Origin of the sequence: Siccirubricoccus soli, assembly GCF_024178315.1 — a bacterium.
GTDB classification, from domain to species: domain Bacteria; phylum Pseudomonadota; class Alphaproteobacteria; order Acetobacterales; family Acetobacteraceae; genus Siccirubricoccus; species Siccirubricoccus soli.
In genome coordinates, this window is sequence record NZ_JAMZIK010000001.1 from 71,080 (window position 1) to 95,009 (window position 23,930).

Consider the following 23,930-nt stretch of genomic DNA (forward strand, 5'->3'; position numbering starts at 1 on the left):
GTTGGAGACTCGATTGCCTGACCAATCAACTCTGGCAACGAACTTTGGAGCCTATGCCAGTGCGGTTGCGCCCGGGCTCAGCGCAGCCAACCAGGTTTAAGCCCAGAGTTGCCTTATCGGCGCTTCGCGGCAGGCCGGCTACGATGGCCTTTCAGCACCGCCAGGCAGGCCTCCAGCCCGGCCACATCGGCGCACGCTTCTTCCGGTCGCCGATTCTGCAGCGCAGGCAGTGGCGACCGCATCCAGGCCCGCGCCCGTTCTATAGATCCAAAGGTCACGGTCGCCTCGGCCACGACCCTTGCAGCCCGATCCTGGCGCTCCTGATCTCGCTGGTTCTCGGCGTAGAACTCGGCGAGCCTCCTGTTCAGCGCCTCCTCCACGATCGACAGTTCCCAGCCCGACACAGGTCCCTCTGCGACCTGCTCGACGGAACGCCCGGAGAGCTTTGACAGCGGGGTGCGCAGCCATTCATCCCCTCGCTTGTCGCCGAGATAACTGCGGGCGGTCCACCGGATCTTGGCAAGATGGTCCCTGACGCGTTGCTGCTCCTGCTCCGCAGCAGCCCTCCGTGAAGCCTCAGCCAGCCTCTCCGCCTCCTCCTGGCGGCGCTGCCGGGCGGCCTGCAACTCAACCATCTCCCGCTTGCGCTTGTCCCGCTCGCCTCTCACGGGCAGGCCGAGGAGGTCCTCTTCAACGGCTGGACCGCCTTGCAGCATCCGCACGATGGCCGACAGACGCCCGACCAAATCTTGGTGTGCCTTGCCGCCCGCCGCGGCGATTTTCCGCGGTGAGAGGCCACCGAATTCGGCCAGTGGGCGATCGAACCACACTTCAGAACCGTCCTTCGCGCCCGACTGGGGCAGGATGCTGCGGGCGAGGCTGAGGACGGTGAGAGACCTCGACCGGATACCTGCGGCTCTTTCCCGCCGTTGCCTTGCCCACTCGAAGACCTCCGGTCGCAGGACTGTGCCGCCGGTCACTGCGTACTGTGCGATCCCCTCGTCGCGCAGCCGCTTGAAGTAGTCTGCCACGACCTCCTTGGGGTGCCTGATCTCCTCCGGGAGATGGCGCGCAAGGCCCTGCCACGCCCCATGGTGCTGCTCCGCGAGGTTCGTGAAGGCAGGCTTGAGGAGCTTCTCTACGCCCTCCGTGTAGGCATGCTGACCCAGCACATTGCTCAAGAGACCAGCAAGGAGAAAGGACTGCCAGACCCAGGGCTCGACGGCGAAGCATCCCGAGCCGGCTATTTCAATTCCTACATGCTGTGCCAAGTCGGAGTCCCGCACCCGCCCGAGCGGCTCATAACTCTCGTCAAACCTCTGCAGATCGGCCGATCGGTATGCTGCTGCGAGCTTGGCTGCCGCCGCGGCGAACTTCCGCTCCCGCTGCTCTTCCGCTTTCCTGACCTCTTCCTCATAGAGGGCGGTCAACTCGGCCTGCGCTGCCGCGAGCTTTGTGTTGTGCAGCCAGGCTCTTGGCGCGCTGTGGAGGATGGCATTTTCCAGCATCTCGAGCGACCCATCGCGCGGCACATCGGACAGGTCGATTTCGACCGCCGCGAGATCGCGGGATCGTAGCAGAGCGATCTTGTTCTCGTCACAGGGATGCGTGACGGCCACCTCAACGAGCAGCCGCTTGCCGCCGGCCGTGGCGATGATGTCCGGCCGGATTGCGCCCATCCAAACCTCCTCTTCCACCGTGTCGAAGTGGAGTTCGGTCCCGGCTGCGATTAGTCGCTCCCTGCCGAAGTGGCTCGCCCTGACCTCGGGCAACGTTAAGCGCCGGCGCTCGCTAATGACTTGCTTCGCCAGGCGGTGTAACGCGGTCTCGAATGCGACTGAGGCCGAACAGCTATTCTCCGGGTCGGCTTGGTGGGCGAAGTGATGGGTCAGCACCTTGCCCTTCCGGGCCACCAGTGGCCGCTGGCAAGCTGGGCAGACACATCCGCAGGCCAGCCCTGACTTCACTTCCGAGATATGCACCAAGCGCCCGCTTGCGGCCTCTCCAAGCGGCAACAGGTCGTCGCTGAAGGAAAGGCCTTGCGTCTGTCTGCCAGCCACGATGGACGCCCAGATCCGGCTATGCCGAGCAGGCTGCTCATAGGGCGCCAGGGCACGAGGACGCAATATTACGGTGGGGGCGACCACCCGCCTCCATCCCCCTTTGTTCTCATTTCATGCCACTTTAGGGGCTGCCCGAATGTCCCGCCACGTCGAATACAGCCGAAAGCCAGCCTCCTCCCTGGACGCCCTTGAATCTGGCTGCGGGTCCAACGCCGTGCGGCCAGCCGGCCTGCTCCTGCGTGGCTGACCTGATTCGCCGGCTCCGGTGATCGCGCTGCGGCCACGGGGAGCCGATCGCGGACATAGCCCGGGAGCCGGGTCTGCGTCTCAGGCCTTTCCCTCACGAGCCAAAAACGACCGCACGCAACCCACACCAGACGTAAGCTGCAAAATTCGAACACGACCTACGCCGCGTCGAAGCCCACCGCCCTTCCTCACGTAGGGGCCGCGTCTCAACAGCGCCTGGACACCACCGCCGCTCAGGCCGCAGCGACGGGCTCCCGAGACATGGTGTTGCCGCCCAAAGAATGCATCGCAACGCCAGGCAGGCGCCGGGCGGCTTCGGCGACGTGGCGGTGGTGCGTGAAGAGAACTACCTGCGTCCGCTCACCCAACTCGGCCAGCACGCTGAGTCCGCGCTCAAGTCGCTCCTCATCCGTTGTGACGAACAGGTCGTCGGCGAGGAAGGGCATCGGCCCCTCGGTAGCAACGCGCCGTTCCACCGCGGCAAGACGAAGCGAGAGAAAAAGCTGGTCGCGGGTCCCCTCGCTCATGCCCTCCACGTCGCAAGGGCCGCCGTCCGCGCGCACGCCCTGAAGTTGCGGATGGCCGACCTCAGGGTAGCTCGCCTCCAGCCGGACGAAGGGGTTGGGCCCGGTGCCCGCGAGGCGGGCGAAGATCTTGCTGCCGCGCGCGAGCAGCGGGTCCTGGTTCTCCGCCCGGTAAAGCTCAATCGCGCGCTCAAGCATCGCCTTCGCGGTCGTGGCCACCGCCCAGCGCTCGGCCAGCGACGCAAGCTCCTGAGCCGCGATCGCCGCCTCGTGGGCGTCAATGGCCGCGGCGCGGCGTCCCTCGAATCCGTCTAGGGCCTGGCGGGCCTCGGCCTCGTCCCGCAGCGCCCCTTCCAGTTCCTCCTGAAGGCGGGCTTCCTCAGTCTCAAGGGCGCTCAGCTCGGCCGCCACTTGGTCTGGCGGGCTCGCCCGCACCTCGGCCTCCAGCTCCGCCTCGGACATCCCGTCGGACGCCGCTAGCAGATCCGCCTCGGCTTTGCCGACCTCCTCCCGCTGTTTCCCGGCCGACGCTACCCGCGCCGAGATCGCGGGCACCGCCGCATCCGTCTCCGCCCCGACGATGAACCGCAGCCGCGCGCATTGCGCCTCGGCTTCGTCCAGGGCCACGGACGCCTTCCGCAGCTCCTCCTCCGACTCGGCCACCGCCTTGCTCGCCGCCTGCGCCTGGGTGTCCGCTTCCCGCGCAGCGGTCAGCAGCTTCATCAGGGCTTCAACCGTCTCAAGAGGCTGCATGCCGGGGTCGGCGGGAAGCGTCTCGTGCGGGATCTGACCGGCGGCGGCGATCGCCCGGGCGCGGAACGCCTCCAGGGTCTCCTCGGCCTTGAAGAGCTTGGTCTCCGCCGTGTTGAGGAAGGCCACGCGCTGACGAATGCCCTCCCAGGCCGACAAGACGGCGGACGCCTCGCGTGGCGAGGCGTCCGCGGACAGGCCGAGGCCTGGCATCGCGGCCGCCATCTCGGAGCGCCGCTCCTCGGACTTCTTCGCCGTCTCGGTAACCTTCGCCTGCGCGAGGGCCACCCGACCGGCCTCTGACACCACCTTCGCCTCGGCAGTCCGACGCTCGGCCGCCGCCGCGTCCTCCTTCGCGATCCGCCCTGCGGCGACCGCCTGCAATTCGGCGACCGTCTCGTCGCCGCCGAGATCCGCGCCGAAAGCTCCCGTCGCCCGCACGAGCGCCTCCCGGACGCGCGCCACCTCCGCCTCGGCCAGCGCGAGCGCCTCGATCTTCTCCCGCCGCTCCTTCAGCTCGCGCAGCACGTCATCGCGCCGGAGCAGCCACGACCGCATGTCCTCCGGCGTGCGCGGCGAGACGCCCGTGCCTGCCCAGGCCGCCTGCCACTTGGCATGGGCCGCCTCATCCAGGAGCGCCGCCTCCGCCCGCGTCTCCTCCGCCGCGCGCAGCTCCACACGTAGCCGGGCGGCCTTCACGCTGGCTGCCTCTTGCCGCTCCACCCTCCCCGCTTCGTCGGCCCGGCGGTCGGACAGCCGATCGGCGTCGCGGGTCAGCGCGTCCAAGCGGTCCGGCCCGCCTTCGGCCAGCCTCGCCGCCTGCTCCGGCGACGGCTCGCGGCCCTCCACCCGTACGGCGCGGATCGCCGACCAGAGCGCGTCGCGCCGTCCGCGCGCCTCCTCGACGACGGCGCGGGTGGGGACGGCGCCACTGGACGCCACGACGGTGGCCAGCTCGGCCTCCTCCCGCTCGACCTCGACCGTCAGGCGGCGGACCTCCGCCTCGGCGGCAGCGACGGCCTGCCGGGCGTCGCGCATGGCCGTCTCGTGGCGCTGGACGGCTTCCACCCCGGGGAAGAGACGCATCTCAAGACCATCGGCGCCCGCGTCCCAGCCGCCGAGCGTTGCGAGAGCGGTGGCGAGCTTGCGCTCCGCCTCTGCGCCCGCGCGCTGCGCGGCAGCCCGGCGCGCGAGCAAGTCGGCCGCCTTCGGAAGGTCAGCGACAAGAGTCTTGATCGCCGACACGTCGATGGGTGCGGGCAAGGCCTCGAGCACGGCCACAGCGATCCGGTGCTGGTCCCGGGCCGCCTCGAGCGCGGTGGCGGCGGACTGCGCCTGGGCGTCGGCCTCCAGGGCGGCGTCGATGAGCTCGCGCAGTTGCACCGCCTCGCGCAGGGGCGGGACGCGCGTGGCGATTTCCCCGACCTCGCCCTGTAGCCCGAGGTCCCGGGCGTGGCCGCGCAGCGCCTCAGTCGCCTCCCGGACGTCCGCTTGGGCGCCGACGGCGTCCGAAATGGCCTTTCTGACCAGGCTCAGATCGCCGTGCAGGGCAGTAATCTCCATCGCGAGCGCGAGGACGGCGTCCGGGGAAGCAATTCCTTCCAGCCGGTCGCGGGCCTTATCGAGCGCCTCGGACGCGCTGGTCAGGCGCTGGGCTGTCTTCGCGCGCTCCAGCCCCGCCTTCTGCCAGAGGTCGTCGAAGTCGGGCGGCAGGACGGGTAGATCGGCGAGAGCGTCCAGGCTCCTCCGCGCATCCTGGAGGCGCCGGAGCAGGGGGGCGACGCGGCGCACGCGCTCGAGGCGCGACTTGCTCCGGCGGATGGCGAGGAGCGACTCGGCGCGCTCTGCCCGGCAGCGCCCCGCATCCGCGAGCCGCTCCTCCTGCTGCTTCCACTCGTCCGGACGCAGCGCGCCCTGGCGGGCCGCGTCGCGGGCCTTCTCAAAGCTGTCCAGTGTCTTCCAGATCGGCTTCGTGGAAGCCCTGCGGGCGAGGTCGCCGATCTCGTCCAGTTCCTCTGACAGGCCTTTCAGGGCCCGGCCGATCTCGGAGAGCCCAGTCCCGGCCTCGACAAGGGAGCGAGCCAGGTCACCCCCTTCCTCGAGCATCCGCAGCCCGCCTTTGCGCAGACCTTCGTGGTCGAGAGCGAACATCGCCTCGAACTCTTCCCGCGTCAGGCCCCTGATGAAGGGCTGCAAGGTGCTCTCGGGCAGGCCCGTCTCGGTGCGGCCCGCCGTCAGCAGGGTCTGGCCGTTGCCCTTGCGCCGCCGGACGACCAGCACCTCCCCATCGACGTTCCGAAGCTCGGCGCCGATCCGCAGCGCGTTGTTGCCATGGCGGAGGCCGATCTGCGAGCGCAGGTGGATGCCGTAGAGCAGGTCGCCGACCGCCGTCCGCACGGTCGACTTCCCCGCCTCGTTCGGCCCGTAGACGATATGCAGCCGGACCCCGTCGCCGCGGAAGTCGAGCCAGGTGTCGGTGAAGACCCCGTACCGGTCGAGGTGAAGCCGGTCGATCCTCATGCGCCGACCCGGCCGGTGATGCGCCGCAGCACAGAGGCTTGGTCGAGGGCCAAGAGCCGGTCGCGCCCCTCCGCGTTCCTCCCGTCCACGTCCAGCAGCGCGAGCACCTCGGGCGGCAGGCGAGAAAGGCCGCTGGCCACGGGGGCAAGGATTTCGCCGAGTTCAGCCTCGTCGGCGCCGATGCGCTTGATGATCGGCGCGAAGGCGGCTGTCTGACCCTCCGCAGCGGCCACCGCCGCGTGGCTGGTGCGGACCTCTACCTTCTCGATCCAGACGTCGCCGCCGCACTGGAGGGCCACGCCGGTGCACTCGGCGAGCAGCGTCGTGGGGTCGCCCGCGAGCGAGACGTGGGCAGGGCAGGCGCCCTCAAGGACGATGCGCACGGCAAGGGTGCGGTCGCCCGACGCCTGGACCTCGCGCATAAGCGCCGCCGACACCAGTGGGCACACCTCGGAAACCGTCGATGCGGAGGAGACGTCGACCGCTAGGCGCGCCCAGCGGACAACATCGATCGGCACATGCTCCAGGGCGCTCACGCGGCCGCCCTCCACCGTCGCGACCACGAAGCCCTTTGGGCCGCACTCGCGGGAGTGGCGCCCCTGGAGGTTGCCGGAGAAGATGACGTGAGGATTGCGATCTACCACTTCGTGGCCATGCACGTGCCCGAGCGCCCAGTAATCGTAGCCGCGGTTGCGGAGATCCTGCACGGAGCAGGGCGCGTAGGGGGCGTGCCCTGGCCGCCCGTCCAAGGAAGTGTGGAGCAGCCCGATGTTGAACCAACCCGCCTTCGGCGCTGGGTAGCGAAGCACAAGGTTCTCTGGCACCTCGCGATGGGGAAAGCTTTGGCCGTGAACTGCCACCTCCAGGCGGGGGATCTCCCATGTCGCTGGGGCGCGTGCGCCGAACTCGTGGACGTTCTTCGGCCACGTCACCTTCCTCGACATGGCGTTCGCTGCGTCGTGGTTGCCGCGGATCAAGGCAACCGGGATGTCCGCGTCGCTGAGGCGCGCGAGTTGCTTCAGGAGGAAGAGGGCAGAGTTGAAGTCGGCGGCCTGCGTGTCGAACAGGTCACCCGCCACCACCACGAGGTCGATGCGCTCTTCGAGCGCGTAAGTGACCATCTGCTCCAGCGCCCGGCGGCTGGCGTCCGCCAAGTGCGAGGCGCGCTCCTGCGCGCGCTGCCGGAGGCCGGTCAGCGGGCTGTCCAAGTGGAGGTCGGCAGCGTGGATGAACCGCATCGGCTCAGGGTGCGAAAGCCGTATCCAAATCGCAAGCGGAACAGGCCTGGAACATTCTAAGCGAGCGGATCTTCGTCTGAATCGCGGGACGTTTCTTGGGGTAGTTCGTCGATCTTGCTGGACCTAGCGGCAGCATAAGCAGCCGCTCTCCGCCCCATACGGTCATGGACCTCAAACATGCGCTTGCCCGCCATGGCTTGAACCGTGAACTGTCGGGTCAGGAAGACGCTGCTGCTGGTCGACAACTGTATTGCGCTGCTCCTCCCACAAGTTGGGCATGGGCTCGAGCAGCGCAGGTAGCCCAAGATCAGCTGACTGCCGCCCATCCAGAATCGTCACCACGATGTCCGGCGCCAGCAGGGTTAACCGCAGCATTTTGCCGAGATAGGACCGGTCGATCCGCTCGGCGGTGGCCAATTCGCTGAGCGAGGCGTATCGCCCGCTCTCCAACAGCCGCTTCCACCGATGCGCCCGAGCCAGCGCCTTCACCAGGGCCGGGTCGGCCCGCGTGCGCGCCTGTGCGGCGCCAGGCCTACTGCCATCCGGCGTGACCACCAGCTTCCGCCCGCCACGTCGGCGGATGGTCAGCGGGACGCGGACCGTGACGCTGGTGGCCGCCGTCATGCGGCCCTCCGGGTCTCGGCACCGATGCCGGCGAGATCCCGCACCAGGCTGGCCAGCCCCTCCAGCCGCAGCCGGATGTCGGCACCGCTGGGGCTGACCTCGACCCGCTCCACCAGCAGCCGGACGATGCGGGCCTGCTCGGCCGGGAACAGTTCGTCCCACAGCGGGTCCAGCCGCTCCAGCGTGGCCAGGGTCTCCGCCTCGGTCAGGTCCGGCGCCTCGGCCCGCGCCGCCCGCCAGGTACCGACCACCACCTCCGGCTGCCGCAGCAGCGCCCGGACTTGGTCGATGACCGCCGCCTCGATCTCGGCCGCCGGCAGCCGCCGGACCGGGCAGTCGTCGGCCGTCCCTTTCAGCACGGCCTGACTGACGTAGTAGCGGTAGAGCCGCCCACGGCGCCGCGTATGGGTGGGCGACATGGCGCGCCCGTCCGGCCCGAAGATCAGGCCCCGCAGCAGGGCTGGGGTCTGCCGCCGGTTCTGGTTGGCGCGGACCCGCGGGCTCTCCTGCAGGATGGCGTGGACGCGATCCCACAGTTCCCGCAGCACGATGGCCCGGTGCTCGCCGGGGTAGACCTTGCCCTTGTGGCTCACCTCGCCGAGGTAGGTTCGGTTGTTCAGCAGTCGGTAGAGCGCCCCCTTGTCGAAGGGCCGGCCGGTCTTGGTCAGCACGCCTTCCGCGCGCAGCCGCCGGACCGCCTCACCGAGACGAAGGTGACGTCGTTGGCGTCGAACACCTCGACCAGCTTGGCGAAGTGCATGGGGGAGACCCTGCGCCGGATACCCCTGCCGTGCCGATCGTGGCGCAGCGCGCCCTGGCCGCGCCGGCGACCGTCGACCGCGCGGCGCGAACTGTCGAGGTGGTGTGGTCCACCGGCGCCCGGGCTCGGAACCACGTGGTCGGACTCGGCGCCATCACCGAGGAACTCGACATGCGCCCAGAGGCGGTGCGCATGGCTGCGCTCCGCTCCGGCCAGGCGCCGGTGCTGAACACCCACCGCCGGGGCGATGCCCGCGATGTGCTGGGCCGCGTGACCGCCGCCCGCCTCGAGGCTGGTCGGGGCTACGCCACCCTGCAGTTCAGCACCGCGGCCGATATCGAGCCGGTCTGGCAGCGGGTGGCGGAGGCGGTCGCCTATGCCCAGATCGGCATCGTCGGCTTCGATGGCCAGATCGAGCTTGAGGCGCTGCGGCTCTACGGCCTGCCGGAGCACGCCCCGGCGCTGCTCTGCGGCACGCCCAGCGTGCCGGTGGGCCAGCGCGAGTTCGCCGCCGAGGTCTCTTGGGACTTGCCCAACCTGGCCCCGGGCGCCACCAGCCTGCTCGACGTGACGGTCACGGGCTGCCGGCAGGGCGACCTGGCTGATGCGGCCCTGGCCTCCTCGACCCGCTTCATCGAACTCGACGCCGCGGCCTGGACCAACAACACGGTCCGGGTGATGGCGCGCAACATCTCGCCCACGGCCACCTTCGACCTCGGCCCGGCCACGCTCTCGGTGGCGGTCACGAAGCGGCAGGTGCCGTAGCGCTTCAGAACAGGCAGCCCGTCATCCGCATCCGTGTGTTCAGCAGCACCAGCCCGCGTGCCAGCTGGTTAATGATGAACAGGATCATTTAGGGGCCATCGTCATCCGCATGGGCCCAAGCGCAGCGGCTCTTCCCGCTAACCCGGGCCAAGCTTGGAGTCACACAAATCACAATTTCGATACCGCGCTTGCTGCTTATTGAGAACGGTTGCCTACCCTAGAAAAGAAATGTGATACCAAAGCAGATGCAACCATGCCGCGTGCGGCAAATGCGCTCCTTTCTGACTCCGGAGGAGCATACGCGGCGGGGCGCAAGTCTCGCCGACTGCGCGTGGTTGGGAGGACACGGCACGATGCGCCGACTTACATCGCTGCTCAAGCTGCGTCGTATGCGTTTGCCCTCTCCTGCCGTGGTCCGAGGAGCTCTGGCCGCCGCACTAGTGTTGTCCACTCCGTCGTTCGGTCACAGCCTCGACTTCTCTGCCTGCTGGCGCGCTCGGCCTACTGCAGAGGCGGAGTCGTGGTGGCTTTTCGCGCGCAACTGGCAAGATCTCGAGGCGGCGGCAGATCCGCGCGAGGCCTCCCCCTTTGCGCGCATCGGCTGGGAGCGCGTGGCAAGGGCATTGGCGACTGTAGCTCAGGAGCCGGAGACCCTGCGCGCCCTGGGGACGGGTGATTTCAGGCCGCTCCTCGCTGGCGCGGACCGGGAGCGGTATTGTCGGGGGCTGGATGCCGTTGTTGGTAGCACGGCAGCGGGCACCCTGGATGTTCCGCTGCAACTTATCGAAGCGCGTGCAGTACTTGAGGCGCTTGCGCCTGTGGTGCCCGATATTCTTGCAGATCTTGTCAGCCGCCCCGCGCCCAACCCCGGTCAGGTGGAGGAGCGGGTTAGGGCGGAGCTGGGCCGCGTGACGCTCGATCGGCGTCTCGGCGGGCAGCTGCGCTTGCTCGCGACCGAAGTGGGTGATGCCGCGGCGTGGCCAGTAAGCCGGCCTGACGACTGGCCGCGCGACCAAGCGTGGCCACCGACACGGGAACTACTTCTTCAGCTCTCAGAAACGCTTGCAAGCCCCCTGCAGGATGGCCTCAGGATCTGCGACGGGAAGCAGATTGCCGTCTCAGCACAACTACGCCAGCAACTGCAGTCCGCCCGTGCGCTCGCAGCGAAGCTTGCCGGCGCTGTCAGTGCTTGGTCCCAGACATGTCTGAACGCTGTTGAGGAAGCGACCGCCGCGCGTCCGGATCTGATGCCCGGCGGGGGCCTTGTCGAACCCCACTATATCGGGACGGCTGAGGTCCCGGGTGGCGCAGCTGCGCAGGACCAGGCCGGCGCAACGCCACGGCCGGCGCTCCAGGACATCGCCGGCTCGGCCGACTCCTATGCTCTCGTCCTTGTGCGCGAGTCGGAGGGCCGGCCGGCCGAGACGCTTCCCCTAGGGGTCGTGGTCCGGAACGTGGAGAGCGTCCGTGACGATCGTGGGATCCGGCGCCCGCGGCGCTACGCGGTCAACATCATGTCTCCGAGCATCGAATCCGTCCGCATGGACGCCTTGGCGCCGACGCTGGGCAGGCTAGGCCTCCCCGCCTTCATGCGCCTGCGCGGGGCCAGGCCGGAGATCTCGAGCGATTTTCGCAACATCTCCCTGATCCTGGAGGCGGGCGTGCCAGCGCTCGGCCTGCAAAAGGAGTTCGAACTGAGGCTCGTCGTCGATGGTAAGGAGCAAGACCCTCACAGGATCATAGAGGCTATCCGCAAAGATCTCGAACTCGAAATCCGCCAACGCGTCGACGAGGCGCGCCTGGCACTGCGTCTCGAAGGCATCGGCAGCCCTCTCACGCTTGAAGTGCAGGACTACCGCTTCGATGCGGCGCGTTCGGCGGTCCGCATCAATGCGCAATTCGAGGTGCCGTCACCAAGCTGGTTGGCCCTCGCTGCGGGCGAATCGGCAGCGCCGCTGCGCTTTGAGGCGGCGCTTGACATCGATCTGCTCGCGGAGCGGCTCGGCCCCAAACTGATTGCGGCGACCCTGCCGGCCGAGCTCTTGCCCCGATTCGCGCGGTTCGTAAGTCAGCGGCTCGATGCTCTAGAACTGGGCCGCGGGGCCTGCGTGCAGACCTTCGGCCTGGAGGTCGTGCAGACGCCATCGGGGGCAATTCGGCTGGTCGCCGCACTGAAGACGAGGGACGCCCCTGTACGCCACAGCATGGTGATCCCGTGGTCCGGCCAGCCCGATGAGGTCGTCGCTTCGGTGATCCGCGCTGCGGGTCTCAGCGGAGAGATGCTCGCAGCCTGTGCGCGCGATTGGCTGCTCGCTCGCGCCGGTCTCGACGTGCAGGCTTGGGTAAGAGGCCTAGAGGGGCGCGAGATCAGCCTGCTGGGTCTCGCCTTCGTGGTGCGTAACGCAACATGGGAGGGCGGCGTCAGAGGGCACCTCCGCGCCAATTTTGAGAGCAGGGATCAGCAGGGCCTTCGTTTGGAAGGCGTCACTGTCGGGGGCGGATGGCGTCCCGGACAGCCCCTGTCCGCACGGCAGATCTCGTTCGCGGGGGTCGCGCTGCCTCCCCGGCTGGTCGAGACCGCGATGCGCGCCGTCGCGCCCGGTCTCGACAAGCTCGTGTCGGTGCGCGGTGCGCGGATTGTCGACGATGGCGCAGAGGCCGACTTGACGCTCGCCGTCCCGGGCGTCGCCGATCCGATCGCAGTGGACGCCGTCCGGCTCTCGTTCTCCCAGGCCGGAGACGCGTTCCGAGGCGCGCTGCAGGCGCTCTTGCTGGATGCCGTGGAAAGGGAGGCGCGAAAGCTTGCGTCGAGCCTCGCTGCTCTCGGGCGCGTCCGGCCTGAAAGCATCCGTCTCGCCCGAGACCGCGGGACCGGCCGGCACCTTTCGAACCTACACTTGGCGGATCCGGGGAAGGGCCCGGAACTGGTGGTCCGAGCGGAGGCCGACGTCGGCTATGGAGTATTGCTGCCGTTTCTCGTGACGCTTCCTGATTTCAGGGTGCAGGTGGAGGATGACTTCAATGGTCTTGTGGCCCCCCTGCTCGGGTCCGTCGTCTCCGAGGTTGCAAGCGCGTTGGGCGGTCTGACGCTCGGCTCAGGGCTGGCAGTGGACGATGTCGAGCCGCTGATCGATGCGGCGAACAAGCGCTTCGGCGTCACCTTCACCGCTGACCTCAAGCTCGGCGACACGATCGGCTTCGGGGCGAGAGGTATCGTGCTCGACCGCCACGGCTTGGGGTTGCCCCCCAGCTTCACGGTCGCGGCGAGGCTCCCCGGCCCAGTCCCAATCCCTCCCCATTTCCAGCTGAACACCGTCGGCGGTACCCTCTGGCGGGAGCCTGCCGGACGGTTCGCCCTGAGCGCCGACGTCGCCTTCTTCGGCGATGATCCCGGATTCCTTCTTGTGCTGCGGGGGACGATCGAGGGAGATGGCCCTAGCCGAGTCCTAAGGACGGACGGGCACCTGTCGATCCTGCGCCACATACCGCTGTTCCGTACGCGCGGCACGGTGGATTTCAACCGTTCTCGCATTGACCTCATGAGCGAGACGGAGGGCCCGCTGGCCCGCATCCTACGCGTCGCGTCAGCGACGGTGATCGATGCTGGGCAGGGCCGTGTCGAGGGATCGGCTGAGACGTCACTCCTTGGGCTGAGAACGGCTGGCACCTTCTCTATCGGGCTTAGGGGTACGCAGCAGGCTGTCGTGAGCGGCGAGGCGCGGTGGCCAGGCGTCGGTACTGCCACGCTCGGCATCACCTCTGGGGCGGACTTCCGCAACCCGAGCGGCCGCGGCTCGCTGGACCTCAGCGCGTTCGGGCACCGGGTGTCGAGCGCCTCCGTTGGCCTCGACCTCTCCAAGGCGGATCTGAGCTTCCGTGCGTTCGGCGCCAAGGTGCGCATCATCGCCCCGTCGGTCACCCGAATCGACGCCCGCGTCATCGAGCGCGCAATCCGCGCCCTGCTGGACTTCAAGCTTGACTGGAATGCGCTAAAGAACCGCCAGATCACCATCAACCTGCTTGACCCGGGCGGCAACCCGACCGACCAAGCGGCCGGGGGCGGTGACCCGCTCGACGGCAGCGCTTCGGAGCAGGCCGAACGAGCGCCTGCGCCGGAGCCTGATCCGCGCAACCCGAACGCCACGCCGCCTCCGACGCCCGATCCGAACCCCGGCACCGTCGCAGGCCGCGGCAACTTCAACTGGACGAAGGTAGGACCTGTTCGCGACCATTGCGCAGAACGCTCCGACCATGTCGGGCCTTTCCGTACCCCTGCAAGCCACAACCGGGCCACGGAGGCCGAAGTTAATCTTTGGTGGCTTGAGACCCCAGTGCTACCGGGTCACGTCTTTGAAGCGGATGTCGTCGAACAAGCTAACTTTGCCTGGCTTAACGGTAGCTGGACGCGCATCGCATCGAGAGCGGTGTACGAAGCCTCGCGCAATGGGACAGTGGTCGATTGCTTCGATGTGGCCGACCTTCCGTATCAGAGCTTTCATTTTCCCGACATTGGAGGGCCCGCCGCAGAGAGCAGTCAAGTCGCGGTCGTGGCCCCGGCAGACGGTGAGCCCAGGCTCCAGGTGCTTGTGTTCCGGTACCAGGCGGAACCTTTGGGCCTGCCGCTGCCGTCGGGCGCGGACCGCGTGATCTTCGATTCCGACCTAGCTACAGCGCGACGGAACGGTTGGCGTATGACGGAGGTGGGCGGTCATCTCCTGCGGACGCTCGCAGAGGCCGTGGCTAGGAAGGACCGCGAGTGGACGGTGCAACGCGTGCATTCGCTGCCTCCTTCCGATCTTGTGCCGGGCTGGCGGCTCGAGCCGGCCTACGTTCTGGACCGTCTCAGATACGACAACGTGCGCGAGATCTCGATCGAGCGACCGACCCTTGGCGGCCTTCCCGGCAGTAAGCAGTGGCGCAACTCGCCACCTCCTGCAGCAGATTTCTATCGGATACTGGAGCGGGAGCCGAGCGGACCGATCGCGCGCCTTCTCGCTGCCGCGCCGCGCTTCGATCGTGACCTCCGCCTGTTGACCGACCGGGAAAGCCGCTGCGCCCTGCTCCAGGCGACAGCCCCCGGCGGGCTCTTCCTGGTTGCCCTGCACGATCAGCGCCACGGGGTGGTGCTCCTCACCCGCCCGCGCACGGTGGCCGGCGACGCCCATGAGGACGCCCTACGGCTTCTTCGCAGCCTCTGCGACACCTTGGCAGGTTGGGGCCGGGACTCGGAACTGGTGCTCGGCGGCGCCAGCACGGCAGGCGAAGTACCCATCGCGGCCGGTCGTTACGTTATTGACGACCGGACGGCGATCTGGTGGCTCGCGTGGCCACGGAATGGTGGCCCGACTCCCCGGGCTAGCGACGGCTCGAGCCCAGTGGAGCGACGCTGCCTGGGCGAGCCGGAGTTGATCGACGCTCTCAATAAGAATGGCGACCTCGTACGCGACAGCACGATCCTGAACTGGTCTTCGGCGAACCACCGTCGCCAGATGCTGTCGATCCTTGCCGGCCAGCCCAGCGACTGGGCGCCGTACTTTCGAGCGAACCCACGTGGCGTGTTCCTGGCGCGCGCTCAACCCGGTTCCTGCCAATGACGAAGGTGCGTCCTGCCTCCAGGCCTGGTGACGGACGGCTGCATATGCAGCCCTCCCTGACGGTGCAGTTGCTGCTCGCGGTCGTCACCGCCGGCCTTTCGCTGCTGCTCTACGGAGCAGCTCTGCAGCAACTGCGAGGGCAATTGGCGGATGCCTATCGCGCGACGCCGATCCTGCGCGTCATCCTCGAGGACAGCGCCGGCAAGGCCCTTCTCCCGGTGGCCTGGGTCGGTGCGGGGCGGCTGCACGACACACCGGCTGGCGCGCCACAGCAGGAGCCGGACGCCAGCGGCACGACGGCACCCGCCCCCTCCACCGGCAGACCGGAATTCGCTGACGCACGGCCGCCGACCCGCGCCGACCTCTTCGAGGTGCTTAGAGTGCTGGGAATTGTGGAGCCAGACCGTGAGCTATCCGAGTTCACAGGCGAGCGGGTCGGTGAGGCGGACCGGCCGGTGCAAGAGCTCATCGCACACATGGAGGCCGTGGTCAGGGATGGCGGGCGGGATCTGCGGGACATCGGACAACTGTGGTTCGTGACGCGTCTTGCAGCAAGGCTCGGGAACGCCCATGGCGGCTGCGGGGGGGCGCCGTCGTCGGTGTGCTGGGAGGCCGCACTGGCCCAGGCCTTGGCGGGATATCCCGGAAGATCGGAAGCGTTCCTCCGACAGGCCCGCGACAGGCCGCGCAGGATAGGAGGCGGCTGCCAGTGCGCGTGGACGGAGAATGGCGCGCTGTCGGGTGTGCCGGGCCTCACGAGCTACGCCTTCTCATTCGGGAGCGACGCGTTGGGCGACACCGCCGCGGCGCGCGCGCTGTTGCTCCTCGCAGGCGCTATTCCGCTCGAAGCGGGCGCTCCGGCCCCCGCAGGCTCAGGGCAGGCGAGCGCTGCGTCAGTGCCGGAGGGTGCCGCGGCGCCGCAGCCCGCGGCCGAGGAGCAGCGCGCGGCAACGCAGGTCGCCGAGGTTTTCATCCGCAGGTTGCTCAGCCGCGCCCGCACGGCACCGGATGTCGAGACTGAGCGGTTCTGGATCGACATGCTCCAGGGCTGGCCTCAGCTCCTCCTCGTCTGGACGACGCTCCTGTTGACGTCCTTGATCGCGGCTAGGACATTCATGCGCTGGCGCCTCCGCCGCGAGGTTCGGTGGCTCACCGAATGGCTTGCCAAGCAACGCAGGCTCGCACCACCGCACGGACAGCAAGGCCGGGCTGTGGTGCAAGACATCGTCGCCACGCTGGACCGGTGGCTCGCGTCCGGCAGGAGGTCCGCCGGAGAGAGGCTCTGGAGCTCCCCAGGGAGGAACGGATCTCCGGCTGGATCTGCTGCACAGCTACTGAGAGATCGGTACCCGCGCGTTGCCACAAGGCTTGAACGACTGCTCTGGTGCCACCATGCGGGCCACATCAGGAAGGACAGCCTGGCTCTTCTTATGGCCAGCAAGGCGGTAAAGCGGCTCCTGGTCGGGGAGCCGCAGCCCGAGCTGTTCCGGGAATTTTGCGAGGCCCGCCGCGCGATCGTGGATGAAACGGCTTGGCTGCCGAGATACTTGGCCCGCGCACTGCCTGCGCTTGGGTTCATCGGCACTGTGCTCGGCATCCTCTACGGGCTGAGCGGCGCCGACTCAATCGTGCGCGCGGCGGGTCAGGAAGAGCGCGCGGCGGCCATGTCTGTTGTCACTGGCCCCCTGGGGCTGGCCTTCTCGACGACCTTCTTCGCGCTTGCCGCCGGCCTGGTGACTGGTTTCCTCATTGATCGGGAGACGGCGAGGGAGCGTCTGCTGCTCCTCGAGTTCGAGGAGGCGCTGATCGAGGCGATCGATCCGGCGGAGCACGCTCCGGCGAGCGTCCGAGGAGCCGTCACGCCGCAAGCGGTGGGGGACTGAGGTGCGCGCGGACCAGGACGGCGATGGGGCCCTCTCGCTCAGCTTCGTGGACTGCATCAGCTGCGGCCTCGCGGCCGCGATCTTTCTCTTCGTCGTCTTCGGCGTCGTCCTCGGCACACCAGGCTCGAATGCGGGCCTCCTCGGCGAGGCCCCTCCCGCCGAGGTGCGCGGCGCGTTTGGCAGGGAGCCGCTCGACCTGGAGGTGCGGTTCGACCAGCCGGTCGAGATCGGGGGGGCGGCGCCGGGCGATGCAACGCTTTCCGGGTGGCTCGTCCCAAGCGGCGGCAACGACCGGGTCGTGGTCGCTGACGTACAGCGCCCGCTTGCCGCGCAGGGGAAGTTCGCGATCGGGTTCCTCAGGAGGTTCGATCGCGGTTTTGCCGCTCGGGCCAGCAATCAGTCGTTCACCTCATTGAGGGAGACAGGTCTAGAGGTGTACGCAAATTCTGCGCCGTCCGGCTGGATACTGATCCACCGCTCCTACGCCACCACGATGTTCAGGTTCGATTGCGCGGCGCGTCCGGACAGCCGAAGGTACCGGATCATCAGCCGGATCAACCACCGGACGATGCGGCCGGAGAGCGGATGCGAGATCAAGGACGGCGGCTAGCACGCGCCCGGACGGGCGGCGCCGCCACCGCATTGAGCTTCCTGGATGTCCTGGCGAACGCGCTCGGGGCGATGGTGCTCCTCTTCGTCGCGCTCGCTGCGCTTCAGGCCCCGCAGGCGGGCGGCAGCAAGGCAGCCATCCCGTTCGTGCGGTTCGAGTGGACGGTGCACCAGGATCCGGGGGCGCTGCTGCGCATCCGCGTGACGCCTCCCTCGGCGGTGATCATGAGGTACGCGCCCGAGCCGGCGGTGGAGCACACCGCGTTCTACGTCGGCGTGGACCAGCTTGAGCGGGCGGCCGGCCCCGCGCAATGCACGCTGCCCGGCATGCGATCGCATTCGCTCATCGGGTTCGACGTGGCTTGGTCGCCCAACGCAGCCTACGCTGCCAGCGACGATCCGAACAGGCCGCTCCGGAATCGTACATTCGTGCTGCGCCTGCACGACCCGGAGCCCGGTTCCTGGCGGGCGGACGCCATGTATTTCGACCGCGCGGACGGCGTCCTGCTCAGGCGTGACCCGCTGCATGTGACGCTCACGACCTCGACCGATCGATCCAGCTCCGCCGATCCGCCGTTCAGGGAGACATTCAGGCTTGCGTTTGGCGAACTGCTTGAAGGGCCGCGAATCAGCATAGGAACCGCCGCTCGGCCGCTTTGGGGAGACGAGCCGCGTCTTGCAATTTGCGGCGTAGAATGGACAAGGAAGTGATGTCGCCTGGGTCGAAGACCACCGCATCGTCCATCCGCTCAGCGATTCGCGCGTGCGGTTGCCCGGCAAGTTCATTACCTGGCAGTCAACCAACCCAGCGGAGTGTCCGGATTGGGGAGCACCCTACGTCCGGAAGATTGACTCCGTGCTAGAGGAGGCGCTTGTGCGGAAATCATTGAGCTTGTCTGCAGTCGCGGTTTCGTTGGCGATTTCCGCGCCAGCATCAGCGGCTGAATGGTATGAGACGGCAGGCACGACCTACGGCGCTCCGTCCAGACTCGCTTGCCAAACCGTGTACAACAGTCGGGACCTGGGACAGAAGCTTGGGAACGTTCCCTTCAGCCTCCGTGGCCAAGTGACCTCCGATCGCCATTGGGCGCGAATGACGCGAGCTCAGCGGAATCAAGTCACCGGCGGTGCCACGAGCGGGCAGAAGGTCCTCGCTTCAGCGACATTGGACGGTAGCTGGCCGAGGGTCCTAGGTGACCTCTATGGGCAAGTGGCTGACGCCAAGGTACCATACTGGGTCCAAGGGGCCGCAGCAGTCGGTTCTCTGCCATTGCCACCGCTCGCTGGCCTAACGCTCGGCGGTGGGCTGACTTTGCTCGATTGGGCGCTCGGTCCAGGCAACGCTGCGCGTTCCACGGCGAATGAGGTCGCGGTGCTGATCCGCTCCGGCGGAACACTCGAGCGTCACTTCGCGATCAGTATCGACTCTCAGGAGCGGCCCTGGCTCAACCAGCAGCTCGTTTTCCGTACCACGGTCAACAGCCAGCCGCGTGCCTACGTGCTCTGTTCGACGCGCTACCCGCTCGAGCTTGTGAACTGATGGCGAGAAAAGCTCTGCGGCATGTGGGTAGCGAGCAGTCTTTGTACTTCGCCCCTGCTGGGTCGGCATCGAGCTCCAGAGACGGTTCGCCCCCGGTTCCTCTCGCCACACCATTCCTTCCTGCAAACTCGCTCTCCGGTTGGCCGACCGGCGCCTGGAACCGCAGGTTGCGCCAGGGTGAGCGCAGGGACCTTAGGAGTGCTGGGGCCACGTAGGGCCGGAATTCTCTCTCCGGGTGGCGTTTCCTCTCCGGACCCGGGGACTTGGCCGATTTAGTCCCTAGGTTCGGACCTAGGCGAATGGGCGATCTCCAGACAGCAACTCCAGCAGCAGTTGGAAAACGAACTGCCCCGCCGTTTGGCTCTGGCGACGAACTCAGATCCGCCGCTGCTCAGAAGGAATCCTCGCCCACGCTAGAACGACCCCGCTCGTGCCGTGGGGCCCGGTTAGGAAGCTCCGCTCTTGGCCGAAAGCCGGCTGTCTGCTTTTAGGCGGATCAGGCTGGAAGCGGACCGTGATTTCACGACCCGTCGGCGGCGATGCGACGTGGAAACTAGGGCCTGTTTGGAACGGAATGGTCGACATCGCCGTCATCCCCCGGGGGCGCATCCGTGTTGGCGGCAATGTTGCGGTCCAGACGAACTATGTCGGAGCTTCCACCCAGGTCGGATCACCCCGCCGGGCGTACGAGTTTCAAGCGCCGCAGTTCATCCACGATCACCGGCCCGAGGCGCAGCGTGCCGATATCCTCGATTCCCGCCAACCACCTGCGCGCCGCATCAGGCGTCAGGTTGCTGTCGGGAAACTCCGGCTGGAGGGCCGCCGCGGCGATCCGGGACAGGCCGAGCTCCATGAACGACCAGCCGGACTTGGTCGAGATGCCTAACTCCAATGCCAACGGGAAATCGTAGACGTCGCCGATCAACCCTTCCTGCCCGGTCTCCCGAAGGACGATGTTGAGGATGTCGATGTACGCCTTGCCGAGCTGGACGAAGCGGAAGCGTACCTGGTCCTCGATGAGGTCGAACTCCCGGCGGACGACGTCGTCCACGACGATCTCGCCGGGATCCTGGACCCTGCTGGCGGGGTTCTTCTCGCGGATGATCCTGTTGGCCTCGCGCCTCTTCGCGTCGAACCTCCTTTGCCGCTCGACCGCCTTGGCGAGCATTACGGGATAGGGCAGCCCGCGCATCCAATCGAGAGCGATGCCGGACACGAGGACCGCGAAGTTGACGCTCCCCCCGTTTACCTCCCTGTGGATCCTTGAGAAGATCGAGCTGTACGACTTATTGGCCCCCTTCCCGAGCGGACTAACGGGTATCAGCCTGCGCGTCTTCCCCTCCTCGACCTTCTCCAGCATGTTGTCGTAGAGCCGACGCAGGCCGAAGGGGTCGACGGTCCAGTTGGTCGCCAGCAGCGTCGCCGGAAGACTGATCCGCTCGTTGGCGGCGATGCTCGCCTCGGTCAGGCGGGTGCGCAGCCCCTCGTCGAGGCTGCCGAGGGTACGGTCGACGTACCCGCGGACCTCGCTCCGGGCGGCCTTGGAGATAAGCAGCCCGGCGGCTGCCCTCACGCGCGGAGCGTCCTCATCATTCGGCAACTCGGCAGGCATGGCGCCGCCCAACGCCCCGAGCAAGCGGTCCGGAACCTCCGAGGCCGTCCGCAGGAACGCGGACTGGACCTCGTAGCCGACGAACGCGTCGAGGGGCTTGTCCGGCCAGTCCTCGTAGTCGACGAGGAACACGTTTCCCACGATGTCGGCGGACATTCGCCCGGCGCGCCCGGCGAAGTTCCACAGCGCCGCGGGAGCGAGCGGCTTCTTCGTGCCCCTTGTGGGCGTGTCGATGAAGACGTTCCGTGCCGGGAGGTTGATGCCCTCGAACAGCGTCGTCGTGCAGACGAGGAACTTCACATGGCCGTCGCGGAAAGCGCCCTCGAGGGTCTCGCGAAGGAGAGTCGGCATCCTGCCGTAGTGGAACGCTACGCCCTTCCGAATCATGCCGGCGAGCGTGTAGTCGGGATGAATGTGCTTCCTCACGAAATCGGAGATCGTGGCCAGCGTGGGGTCGCCGCCGTCCTCAAGGTCGTGGGACAGTTGCCGCGCGACCTTCTCCGCGTCCGTTGGGCCGGTCGCGTAGACGAGGGATCCCCCTGTCGAGCCCAGCTCGAGGGCCGCGGCGGCCAGTCGGCTGTCCGACACGTCAAAACCCCGCCCGCTCCGGTAGGTGCCGAGCCGCCGCGGACCGTCCGGCGTCAGTAGGTCCAGTTCGAGCGCGTTGCCGACTTCCGCCTTCCTCAACTGGATCCTGTTCTGGAGGACGGAGGGAAGCTCGGAACGCGCCACGGTGAGGTCGGGCGCGCCGATCGAGGCGCCGACCGCCTCGAAGCCGCGGGCACCCGGTGCGAGGAGCACGAGGCGGGTCGTCCCGCTTCGGCTGACCGCCTGCTCGACGCTATCCTGGAGGATCATCCCTCGGGAGCCGTCCGAGAGGTTCTGGGCCTCGTCGACGACGACGAGGTCGAACGTCACGGCCGAGGCGGCGAGCAGCACCTGGAGGCGTTCCTGTGTCAGCACGAAGACCTGGCGGTCCGGGCCGGAGGGGTCCTGCGTCGGCACGGTGGTGATCCTGACGTCGGCCGCCTCGCCGAGGCGCCTCTGGATTTTCGCGCTCACCTCCGACAGGAGCGCCCGCGTGGGAGCGACGTAGACGGCGCGGAAGGACGCCGCCCGCTCGACCTGCCGGCACAGGTGCTCGATGACGAGGAACGACTTGCCCGCCGACGTCGGCGCCGAGATGGCGATCGCCCGCGCGTCGGGCAGTTCGTCCCAGGCGTCCTTCTGAAAGTCGGTCAGGGGGATCCACTGGTCGCCGACCCTGACGGTGTTCATCTCGCGCGAAAGCGTCCGGCGGAGTGCGTCGAGGAACGAGGCCCCGGTCTCGGCACCCTCGCGCCTGACGCGGTCGAGCGCGGGGAAGTTGCCGAGGTCCGTCAGGATGCGGCGGCCGCGCTGGTACGCTCCCTCGTCGCCCCCCGCGACAATGAGCGAGTTCAGGGCGATGGACTGCGCCATGCGCCTGTAGGCGAGATCGTCCGTCTGGCCGATTACGTCGAAATGGTCGAGTGCGCGCTGCCTTGCCTCGCCCTCGAGCGCGTCTAGGTTCCCGAGGTCCGCGACGATCTCGTACTCGCGGAGGTACTGGCGGCGGTCGCCCAGGAACTCGGCGGCCGACGCGGCGTAGGACGCCACGCCCCGCCGGCCCTCGCTCGCCAGCTTCGACTCCAGGAAGTAGACCGTCAGCGCGCCGTTCTCGAAGACCGCGTGGATGCCGTCGAGCCCGTGGACGGGCATGTTGGCCGCCGTCTTCAAGGACATCTTGCTCGCCACCTGCGCGGCCCCGAGGTACTCCTGCACCAGGCAGTAGGCCAGCACTTCGCCCAGTTCGCTCGCGCGCTCGGGATGGCGCGCGTTGAAGTCGATGAAGAGGTCCTTGACGGCCCGGTAGCATCGCGCGACCGCCGTCATGTCCGCCGCGATCTCGCGGCGGAACCTCTCCTGCCTGCGCCGGGGGAGTGCGTAGTACATGCACTCCGTCCAGAGGATGTAGGCGAGGTCCTCCACCCGTGGCCTGTCCTCGCCGAACCGGACGTGCAGCAGCCCGGTCCGGGGGCCTTCCCAGGCTTCGTCATGGACCGCCCGGACGCAGCAGTTCACCACGCCGTCGATTTTCGAAGGATTCAGCAGGGTCGCGAGCGCGCGAGCGAGGGCTTCCGCCTCCGCATCAGGTCCGTCGCGATCCGCTCCGCCGTTCGCCATCCTAGCCCGAGGCACGGGCACCGGCGCTCGGGTTCCCCGGGCGGCGGCGTGGCGGGTATGATCTCGATTCGTTCGGCTGCATCGATCCGGCTCGTGCGGAAACGGCCAACTAGAGCCGATGGGCGGCCCAACCGCAACCTGAGGGCAAACGGCTTGTTGCTGTACACAAGATTTCATCGGGCGTTTGCGGGGGTCGGCGATCCCGACGCACTTCGCGGAGCACTCGATGGGCGACAAAGGAATGATCGACGACGGGGGTAGTCGCCAACGCCCCTGATCTGATCGTCATCTCGATGGAAATGACCTTACGAATGCGGCCAGGCGGCTCTCGAGGCTGGCCGCCGGTACCGAAGCGATCGCGTCGACGTCTTCATTAGAGCCAAGCCGACACGTGCAGTGACAGGTGCCACGCCCTCCGCTATCGGCGTCAGTCCGGTTTTCCGGCCCGGCCGCCACCGATCGTCAGGAAGCGCTCCAGCCAGATCAGGCTCTCAAGACCCAGGTGGTTGCTCGGCTCGTCGAGCAGCATGACATCGGGCTGCATGAGGATGATGCGGGCCAGCGCCACACGCATCGTCTGCCGCGATCAGGGGGGCTGTGGGGCTTGGCCAGCCCTATGGAAGCGTCGCCGGTCAACGGCCGCCTTTGCCAATCGGCCACGGCCTTGTTGTTCAGCCCCTACTGGACGAACAAGGCTCAAATGCTTGATTTCTTCGCTTGGACCTCGGCTCGAACACGCGGCGTCGTACGGGCTGAGCCGTGAAGACCCGCTGCCATAGGGCGTCCTCCTGCACACAGAAGAACGCACCAAGACACCTCGGGACCGCACCTAGCCAAGCTTGAAGCGCTCGATCACCGAGGCGACCTCGGCGCGGCCGATGGGCCGCCCGAACAGATAGCCCTGGCCCTCATTGTATCCGTTGGCCAGGAGGACATCCAACTGCTCGGCGGTCTCGATCCCCTCTGCCGTGGTGGTGATGCTCAGGCCAGAGGCAAG

At 67.8% G+C, this 23,930-nt stretch carries 14 protein-coding genes and 1 pseudogene; 6 read left to right on the top strand and 9 right to left on the bottom strand.

Translation table 11 applies throughout. The features are described from left to right. Positions 1-113 precede the first annotated feature (113 nt). From NJ376_RS00310 to NJ376_RS00330, 5 genes are all read right to left on the bottom strand, one after another. The gene (locus tag NJ376_RS00310) at positions 114-2,147 is read right to left on the bottom strand and encodes an antitoxin Xre/MbcA/ParS toxin-binding domain-containing protein (protein ID WP_456308885.1); all 2,034 of its coding nucleotides are present in this window, start codon (positions 2,145-2,147) and stop codon (positions 114-116) included. Between the two features lie 395 nt (positions 2,148-2,542). After that, positions 2,543-6,103: a YhaN family protein gene (locus NJ376_RS00315; protein ID WP_252951216.1), complete on the bottom strand. Its 3,561-nt coding sequence runs from the start codon at positions 6,101-6,103 to the stop codon at positions 2,543-2,545. Next, positions 6,100-7,341, bottom strand: coding sequence for a metallophosphoesterase family protein (locus tag NJ376_RS00320; RefSeq protein WP_252951217.1), 1,242 nt, complete (start codon positions 7,339-7,341; stop codon positions 6,100-6,102). The genes NJ376_RS00315 and NJ376_RS00320 overlap by 4 nt, the downstream gene beginning before the upstream one ends. A gap of 171 nt (positions 7,342-7,512) precedes the next feature. Beyond that, on the bottom strand, positions 7,513-7,965 hold the full coding sequence (locus NJ376_RS00325) for a hypothetical protein (RefSeq protein WP_252951218.1): 453 nt from the start codon (positions 7,963-7,965) through the stop codon (positions 7,513-7,515). Continuing rightward, positions 7,962-8,636, bottom strand: coding sequence for a recombinase zinc beta ribbon domain-containing protein (locus NJ376_RS00330; protein ID WP_252951219.1), 675 nt, complete (start codon positions 8,634-8,636; stop codon positions 7,962-7,964). The genes NJ376_RS00325 and NJ376_RS00330 overlap by 4 nt, the downstream gene beginning before the upstream one ends. 119 nt (positions 8,637-8,755) lie before the next feature. On the opposite strand from NJ376_RS00330, the gene NJ376_RS00335 reads away from it, so the two are divergent. The 6 genes from NJ376_RS00335 to NJ376_RS00360 all read left to right on the top strand — a co-directional run bounded on the left by NJ376_RS00335 (position 8,756) and on the right by NJ376_RS00360 (position 19,116). Further along, a complete protein-coding gene (locus NJ376_RS00335) occupies positions 8,756-9,490 on the top strand; it encodes a hypothetical protein (RefSeq protein WP_252951220.1) in 735 nt (244 codons plus the stop codon). A 353-nt stretch (positions 9,491-9,843) separates the two neighbouring features. Next, a complete protein-coding gene (locus NJ376_RS00340; protein ID WP_252951221.1) occupies positions 9,844-15,084 on the top strand; it encodes a hypothetical protein in 5,241 nt (1,746 codons plus the stop codon). A 44-nt stretch (positions 15,085-15,128) separates the two neighbouring features. Continuing rightward, positions 15,129-16,967, top strand: a complete 1,839-nt coding sequence (locus NJ376_RS00345; protein ID WP_252951222.1) for a MotA/TolQ/ExbB proton channel family protein — start codon at positions 15,129-15,131, stop codon at positions 16,965-16,967. A gap of 1 nt (position 16,968) precedes the next feature. After that, positions 16,969-17,577, top strand: coding sequence for a hypothetical protein (locus NJ376_RS00350; RefSeq protein ID WP_252951223.1), 609 nt, complete (start codon positions 16,969-16,971; stop codon positions 17,575-17,577). Further along, positions 17,553-18,287 carry a hypothetical protein gene (locus tag NJ376_RS00355; protein WP_252951224.1) on the top strand — a complete coding sequence of 245 codons (735 nt, stop codon included), beginning with the start codon at positions 17,553-17,555 and terminating at the stop codon, positions 18,285-18,287. Before NJ376_RS00350 ends, NJ376_RS00355 begins: the two co-directional genes overlap by 25 nt. Positions 18,288-18,948: 661 nt before the next feature. Beyond that, a complete protein-coding gene (locus NJ376_RS00360) occupies positions 18,949-19,116 on the top strand; it encodes a hypothetical protein (protein ID WP_252951225.1) in 168 nt (55 codons plus the stop codon). 670 nt (positions 19,117-19,786) lie between these two features. Here the strand turns inward: NJ376_RS00360 and NJ376_RS00365 are convergent. The 4 genes and pseudogenes from NJ376_RS00365 to NJ376_RS29075 form a co-directional block, all read right to left on the bottom strand. Further along, positions 19,787-22,933: a Hachiman antiphage defense system protein HamA gene (locus NJ376_RS00365; RefSeq protein ID WP_252951226.1), complete on the bottom strand. Its 3,147-nt coding sequence runs from the start codon at positions 22,931-22,933 to the stop codon at positions 19,787-19,789. A gap of 427 nt (positions 22,934-23,360) precedes the next feature. Further along, on the bottom strand, positions 23,361-23,507 hold the full coding sequence (locus tag NJ376_RS00370) for a hypothetical protein (RefSeq protein ID WP_252951227.1): 147 nt from the start codon (positions 23,505-23,507) through the stop codon (positions 23,361-23,363). A gap of 20 nt (positions 23,508-23,527) precedes the next feature. Continuing rightward, positions 23,528-23,710 (bottom strand): annotated as a pseudogene (locus NJ376_RS00375) (IS481 family transposase); the annotation flags it as partial. A gap of 52 nt (positions 23,711-23,762) precedes the next feature. After that, entirely contained in the window at positions 23,763-23,918 is a 156-nt protein-coding gene (locus tag NJ376_RS29075; RefSeq protein ID WP_370287710.1) for a hypothetical protein, read from the bottom strand. Positions 23,919-23,930: the final 12 nt, after the last annotated feature.